This window comes from Kitasatospora sp. NPDC094028 (assembly GCF_049543595.1).
Lineage (GTDB): Bacteria > Actinomycetota > Actinomycetes > Streptomycetales > Streptomycetaceae > Kitasatospora.
The window spans coordinates 57353-64077 of record NZ_JBMVFA010000043.1 but is presented as its reverse complement, the minus strand read 5'-3'; the positions used below and the strand labels follow the sequence as shown (position 1 = coordinate 64077).

Annotated in this window: 9 protein-coding genes; 5 read left to right on the top strand and 4 right to left on the bottom strand. The window is 74.4% G+C overall.

Translation table 11 applies throughout. The annotated features are described in order from the left end of the window. Positions 1-245: 245 nt before the first annotated feature. From ACPC54_RS37565 to ACPC54_RS37550, 4 genes are all read left to right on the top strand, one after another. The gene (locus ACPC54_RS37565; protein ID WP_498971430.1) at positions 246-767 is read left to right on the top strand and encodes a hypothetical protein; all 522 of its coding nucleotides are present in this window, start codon (positions 246-248) and stop codon (positions 765-767) included. Then, positions 764-1168: a hypothetical protein gene (locus ACPC54_RS37560; protein ID WP_498971428.1), complete on the top strand. Its 405-nt coding sequence runs from the start codon at positions 764-766 to the stop codon at positions 1166-1168. Before ACPC54_RS37565 ends, ACPC54_RS37560 begins: the two co-directional genes overlap by 4 nt. A gap of 137 nt (positions 1169-1305) precedes the next feature. After that, positions 1306-1560, top strand: coding sequence for a hypothetical protein (locus ACPC54_RS37555; protein WP_498971425.1), 255 nt, complete (start codon positions 1306-1308; stop codon positions 1558-1560). Positions 1561-1670: 110 nt separating this feature from the next. Beyond that, positions 1671-2408: a MucR family transcriptional regulator gene (locus ACPC54_RS37550; RefSeq protein WP_498971423.1), complete on the top strand. Its 738-nt coding sequence runs from the start codon at positions 1671-1673 to the stop codon at positions 2406-2408. Positions 2409-2597: 189 nt separating this feature from the next. On the opposite strand, the gene ACPC54_RS37545 is transcribed toward ACPC54_RS37550, so the two are convergent. From ACPC54_RS37545 to ACPC54_RS37535, 3 genes are all read right to left on the bottom strand, one after another. Then, entirely contained in the window at positions 2598-2810 is a 213-nt protein-coding gene (locus ACPC54_RS37545; RefSeq protein ID WP_498971421.1) for a hypothetical protein, read from the bottom strand. A 283-nt stretch (positions 2811-3093) separates the two neighbouring features. Further along, complete coding sequence (locus ACPC54_RS37540; RefSeq protein WP_498971419.1) at positions 3094-3861, bottom strand: hypothetical protein; 768 nt, start codon at positions 3859-3861, stop codon at positions 3094-3096. A gap of 108 nt (positions 3862-3969) precedes the next feature. Next, positions 3970-4485: a hypothetical protein gene (locus ACPC54_RS37535; RefSeq protein ID WP_498971417.1), complete on the bottom strand. Its 516-nt coding sequence runs from the start codon at positions 4483-4485 to the stop codon at positions 3970-3972. A 121-nt stretch (positions 4486-4606) separates the two neighbouring features. Here ACPC54_RS37535 and ACPC54_RS37530 point away from each other — a divergent pair, with 121 nt between their 5' ends. Next, a complete protein-coding gene (locus ACPC54_RS37530) occupies positions 4607-6415 on the top strand; it encodes a zeta toxin family protein (protein ID WP_498971416.1) in 1809 nt (602 codons plus the stop codon). On the opposite strand, the gene ACPC54_RS37525 is transcribed toward ACPC54_RS37530, so the two are convergent. Next, entirely contained in the window at positions 6382-6669 is a 288-nt protein-coding gene (locus ACPC54_RS37525; protein WP_498971414.1) for a hypothetical protein, read from the bottom strand. The genes ACPC54_RS37530 and ACPC54_RS37525 overlap by 34 nt on opposite strands. Positions 6670-6725: the final 56 nt, after the last annotated feature.

Sequence of the window (6725 nt, the reverse complement as noted above, 5' to 3'; positions counted from 1 at the left end):
CTGAACCCGGCAACGCGGGTGCTGTACCAGGTGAACGGCGGCTCCGGAACGTCCTCCTCGGCGACCTGGCCGTCGACGCGGTCGGTGTCGGTCATACTGCTCTCCCCTCCGCCGAGATCACGCACCGTCGCGTGATGTGGCCGCGACGCTACCGCGCGCCGGTGACAGCGGGGAGAGCGCCGGCTGAGGTCGGCCAGAGAGTGCCGCACCCGTGACCGGCCGGGCCCCGCACCGGTTGCACCGGTATGACGACAACCCCGTCCTCTCCCCTGTCCTGGCTCGACCGGGCCGACGAGCGATACCACGGCCGCGGCGAAGCCGGGAAGCCCGGCAAGGCCTCGGAACCGGTACTCACCGCAGAGGAGCGGGACGCCCTTGCCCGGGTCTGCGTCACCGGCCAGATCGCCGCCGGTTGGATCCGCTCGCTGGCCTCCCGCCAGCACGACGGGGGCAACCGGCTGGTCCTCGAGCAGTACGCCGGCGCCGTCGAGCAGGTGCTGGGCCGCGAGATCGTCCCCGGCGGTGACGGCGAGCTGGTGGAGGAACTGCGCTACACCCTCGACGCCTACGTGCTGCTGGGCAGCGTCCGCAGCGAGCACCTACCGCAGCTGACCGGTGAGGAGCGAGTCGCGCTGCTGGCGGTCGGCTTCGCCGCGCTGTCCGCGCCCCGGGCCGTCCTCAACGATCTCACCAACCTGGTGCCGCTGTGCGAGGCGATCGACCAGGCCCTCGCGCTCGCCGCACCCCCGGCCGGAGGCCGGCCGTGAGCGGGCCCGAGACCGCGGCGGCACAACAGAAGGATCTGGTCCGCGGGTTCGTCGTCGCCCGGCTCGTCCGGTGCCTGCAGCAGGCGGACCGACCGCCTGGTGAGGGTGCCGGGTGGTGGCGCCGCCGACGGTACGCGAGGGCCCGGGCGCGGTTGGAGCGGGCCACGGACCGCGCGCTCGGGTTCGAGGGCGCGGTCGACGAGGCGTGCCTGCGCTACTTGAAGACCGAGCTGGCTATCGATGTAATGACCGACCCCACGGTCGGCGAGGCCGTGATGTGGCGCTGGGCCAACGGGATCTGTTCGGCCCAGACGATGGTGGAACTGCGGGACTTCGCGCGGACCTCCACCGACCGCCCCGGCTGGGGCGTGACCGCCGACGAGCACCGCCCTGCACCGTGACCGCACCGGCGGTTGCACCCGACGTGACAACGACTCCGGCCCGGCGGGCACTCGGCACCACGGCCGCCTGCCCACCGGGCCCACCACCGGCCGGCCATGGCGATCACCACCTCCGCCAGGACGGGACAATGGTGCGGGTGACCACCAGTCAGCCACTCGGACGTGGCATCAGCGCAGTCATCCCCGGCGCCCGCGCCGCCACCACACCCGGCGAGCGCGCCGCCGCCCAGCTCCAGCACCTGCGCACCGCGACAGTCCCCATCCCGCTCCTGACGGCCGCCGCCGAGCTGATCGCCCCACAGCTGGAGAGCGAGGACCCGGTGACCCGCGAGGCCGCCGGCTCCGTCCGTGCCCTCCTGCTCGCCGCCGCCGAGAACGCGGCACCCGAGTAGCCGACGCCCGCGGGAAGCCGCCCCGGCGCCACGCTCTTACAGGAGTTGGAGAAGGCCGCCGACCTGTCCCGTTCGCGGCTGTACCAGATTCGCGACGGGCGCCGCTGACCGTGGATCCCCTCGCCGCCGCCTCCCGCCTGGTCGCCCGGCGGGCGGCGGAGTCGCTCCTCGGCTATGCCCCCGGCAGCCTGAAGGCCGTGATGCAGCAGCAGCGCGGCCGCTGGCCCGATCCGGTCGCCTGCCGGCGCCGCGACCGCGCGCTGCTGTGGGAGCTGGATGCCCTGCTTGCCGTTGCCCGGCCGGCCGCCGAGGTGCGCTCGCGCCGACCGGACGGCGCCGACGTGGACGGGTTGGTGACCTGCCTGGTCTGCGGGCGCCGTTTCCGTTCTCTGGCACCGCACCTTGCACGTACCCACGAGATGTCGGCCGCCGAGTACCGCGCCGAGCATGCGCTGCCCGCCAGCGCCGCGCTGATGGCCACCGACGTCCGGCGCTCGCTCTCCGCGACCCGCACCAAGGCGATGGCCGCCGACCCGGACCTGATCGAGCCGATGAGGGCCGCGGCACTTCCTGCGGGGGAACTCGCCCGCCGGTCCGCCCAGGCCCGTGCGGGCACCGACGGCCTTCCCGCCGTGCGGGCCGCCCGCCGGAACGCCGCCCTGCGTACCCTCCCGGCCGCCCGGCAGGCCCGCCGGAGCGCCCTCGAAGCGACCGCCCGAGCTGCCGGCTTCGCCTCGATGGCCGACGCGATCGACGCCACCCGCGACATGCCGAGCCGGGCCGCAGCTGCCCGAATCGGGGTCGGCGCCAGCACCGTGAAGCGCTGGCGGCAGGCTGACTCTTCGTGAACCACCTCTGGCGATCCCACAGACTTTCGGGTGCCCCGCTCGTGCCGCCGTGGGCTGAACCGCGACAGTCGCCCGGCAAGTCACCGAGAGTGCTCACCGGGTGCGTACGGTCCTACTTTTGGGCCCTCATTTGAGGGCCGATTTGTGAAAGAGCCGCAGGTCAGAACGGTGCTGTGCCGATGGATCCAGTCAGATCTGCCGGTCCGGGTCGGAGAATGTCAGGCCGCCGGGCGAGAGGCGGCGGCGGGCCGGGGCGGGTACGGCCGCGGTCTCGCCCAGCGGCTGGCGGAAGTTCATGCCCTGCTCGACCGGCAGCGGCCGGCGCCCGCCGGACTGGGCGGGCACGGGAGCGTCGACGGCGGACTCGGAGAAGCGCATCGAGAGCCTGCGGCGGTCGGTCATGATCACCAGTGTCGCAGCCCGAACGGGCCGGGTAGGCCAGATCGCTATTCGAGCGGCGGCGGTGCGCAGCCGGCCGGGACCGCGGGGGCAAGGGGGGTGTGCCCGGGGTCCCGGCCGGGGGAGGCTTCGGCCGCGCGTGGGCGTGGCCGCTCTGCTCGGCAGCCTCGTCTTGGGGACGGTGGGGTTGCCGTGCCGGGAATGCTAGACCCGCACCTGGGTGGTGAACAGGGCTGCGACCTGTGGTTTTTCGGTCGCGAACATGCCGGGTGGGTGGGGGCCGGTGTCAGAGGGCTGGCTGCGCTTCGGGGTCGCGGGTGCACAGGTGGGCGCTGGGGCAGGCCGGGCAGCCGCGGACGTCGACGAGGTCGGCGACGGCGTCGAAGAGTTTCTGGGCGCGCTCGACGGAGCCGACGCCCTCGAACGTGGCGAACTCCTCGGCGGTGCCGGCGGTGCCGGCGGTGCCGGCGGCGAGGTGGGCGCGCAGGTAGCCGAGGGCGGCGAACTCCTCCGCGCCCAGGGTCTGTGGGTCGCCGGGGATGCACGTCTGGGGGACCAGGTCGCTGGCGAGGTCGCCGCCGAACAGCCACGCGTCGCCGGGCCGGGCGGGTTTGCCGATGACGACCCGCAGTACGCAGTCGTCCTCGCTGTCGGGTTCGACGAGCAGCATGCCGGCGGCGTGCAGCTCGTGCACCGTGGCCCGCAGGTCCTGTCCGTCGCCCTGGCCGCCGAGCATGCCGGCGAGGTGGGCGACCGGCAGTCGTCCGACCGTGCCGTCCGGGTGTCGCAGCCGCAGGGCGCCCTGGTCGAGGGCGAGGTCGAGCCACAGGGCCTGGGCGGGGATCTTCGGCCCGTAGGTGGGCTGGAGGCGGGTCAGGCGGCGGGTCATGGCGACGGTCTCCGGGCTGAGCCGCATGTCCTCCATGGCCCTGTCGTAGGCGTCGGGGGCCAGGGTCATCCACTGGTCGTAGCCGGGCGGCTGGAGCTGCTGCAGCGTGTATTCGGCGGCAGCAGCCCGCTCCCGGCGCGGCTTGCCCGGCTTCTTGCGTCCCACGGTGGTGCCCTCCCGGCTCGGCGTGCGGTGACCGGGCCATTGAACACCCACGCTCTCTGCGGACTGATACTCCATCAACGCTCCGCGTGCTTCCCCAGGTGCGGGGTTTCAGCGGTCCGGGTCACCGTGTGTTCGGTCGAACCACTGGATGAACTCGTAGACCGTGCCGATCCGGGCAACGCGTTCGTGCAGGGCCTTCTGGTCGTGGCCGGGGACGAACCAGCCAGTGGTGGTGTTCTCGCCGCAGCCGCAGGCGCAGACCTTCACGTCGTGGGCGGAGTCGATGTAGGTGACGGGGTTGCGCACGGCGGCCGGGACCGGGGAGGGCCGGCCGACGTAGGCGTCGTGGACGGGGTGGCCGGCGGGCAGGATGCGGCCCTCCACGGCCCGGCGGCCGCCGGCGACCTGGACGAGCCGGTCGATCTCGACCGCCTGGCGGACGACGCCGTCCGCGGCAAGCAGCAGGTAGCGCTCGCGGTCGGCCTTGGCGCCGAGGACCCAGGCGCCGCGGCCGGCCTCGTAGGTCTGCTCGTCGTTCATCCCCGGTTCCCAGCCGATGCGGCTGCGCCCGAGGGGGTCGTCGGCCTTCGCCTGGGCCCGGGGGCCCAGCTTGATGTGGATCATCCACCCTCCCGATACCTGAGTGTACTTGGAGGCAAGGGTATCGGGGTTATGCTTTGCCCGGAGCGCCGATAGTTGACACTCCTTGCAGGATCATCTATCAACTATTCGGATCGGAGCAACGGTGGAGCAGCGGGGGGCCGTCCCGGGGGGTCTGTCGGACGCCGAGAGCAGCCGGGTCCTGGCCGGTGTGATACTCCCGGCCTGGACCCGGGATGCGGTGCCGCAGGCCAATCCGGTGGCGGTGCTCGTGGCCGGTCCGCCCGGGTGCGGGAAGACCACCCTGGGTGATCTGCTGCTGCCGGTCCTGGGCCGGCGCGGGGGAGCGGTGCGCGTCGGCGCCGACCTCTACAAGGCTGCGCACCGGCACTACGAGGCGCTGCTGGCGCGGGACGTGCGGACCGCGGGTGCCGGGGTGCGGCTGGACACTCGCCGCTGGCAGGCGGCGATGGAGGCGTACGTGCGGGTCCACGGGCTGGACGCGGTGGTGGAGACCGCGCTGGCCGATCTCGGCGAGGCGCGGGTTCAGGCTGTCGCGTATCGGGAGGCCGGCCACCGGATCGAGGTGGTCGCCGTGGCGTGCGCGCTGGCGTGGAGTCAGCTCGGCGTGCTGGAGCGCTACCTCGGCGACGGTGAAGGGGCGGGGCGGTGGGTGTCGTGGGCCACCCACGACGAGTGCGCCCGCCAACTGGCCCGGACCCTGGACATGCTGGAGGCCGAGCGCCTGGTCGACCGGGTCACGGTGGTGCGCCGCGGACTGGAGGTGCTGTATGGCAACGAGCTCGTCGACGGGGCGTGGGTGCGGCCGCCGGGTGCCGCCGAGGCGGTGGAGGCCGAGCGGGCCCGGTGGTGGGGCGCGGTGGAGACCGCGTCCTTTCGCCGCACGTTGGCCGGTGCCGAGGGCGCCCTGGTGCGGGCGGAGAGCCGGCTGCCGGCTGACCGGGTGCTGGCCGTGACGCGGGACGCGGAGCGGTGCGCCGCGCTGGCCGAGCCGGTGCGCCGCACCGCCCAGGCCCGCTCCGGGGCGCCCGGCGTCGACTACCACCGGCTCTCCGCGGCCGAGCACCGCTGGGTGTTCGAAGAGCTGATCGCCCCCGGGCTGCTGGACGGCGCCGTCGCGCGGCCGGGCCCCGTGGCGGTGTTCCTCGTGGCCCCGGTGGGAACGGACACCACCGTGCTCTGGCGCCTTGTTAGGCGCGCGACGCGACCGGGCACCGCCCGCCTCGTCGATGACGACCTCAACGCCGCCCACCCCGACTACTTCGCCCTGACGCAGACCGACCCGCGCGAGGCGGACGAGATCGTCCGCGCCGACTGCGTCGCGTGGTTCGACCGGGCCTGCGCGCTGCTGCGCGAGCGGCGCGCCGACGTCCTCGTCAGGGCCGTGCCCACCGAGGCCGAGACCGTTCTGCGCGCCGTGGCCGCCTTCCGCGCGGCCGGCTACCGGGTCGAGGTCACGGTCGTGGCCGCCCGCGCATGCGACAGCCGGCAGGGCGCGGCGCTGCGCTACGCCCGGGCGCTGGAGATCGGTGTCCCGGCACCGTTCGCCTCCCCCGCGCGCCAGGACGCTTCCTTCGCCGCCGTCGACGAGGTGACCGCGGCGCTGCAGAACCGTCCGCAGACCGCGGCGGTGCGGGTGGTCGACCAGGGCGGCCGCTTCCTCGGCGCCGGGGCCGGCGCCCTCCTGGCGCTCGCCGCCGAACAGGCGCGCCCCTACACCCGGCCGGAGGCCCTGCGGTTCGTCGCGCTGCAGCGGGCGCTGCGCAAGGCGCTGCCGCGTCACCGCGCCGAGCTGGACGCCGTCTCGGCGCGGGCGTGGCCGCTGCTGCCGGAAGGCGCGCGCGCCGCCGAGGTCGGCCGGCCCCGCACCTTCGCGCTGCCGGCGGTGAAGCCTGCCGGTCAGGCCGTCAGCTTCCTCAGCAGGCCGGCGTAGAAGGCCGCGACCTCGGCTGCTTCCTGCGGGTCCGCCTCCCGGACGTGCTCCAGGTCCCGCGCCGCCCGGGCGCGCGCGTCCTTGAGCTCCGCCAGGCGGGCCCGGTCCGGCTCCGGCCGGCGGAGCTCGGCCGTGATCTGCCCGGCGTACCAGGCCACGACGGACGCCACCGCGCCTGCGGCCTGCTGGACGTCGCCTCCGTGCCCCGCCAGTTCGGAGAAGTCGGCGCGGTCCTCGGGCCGGGGATCGGACACGGCAATACCGCCTCTGGGCTGGAACGATGCTGGGGCCCAAGTCTCACACGGCCGGT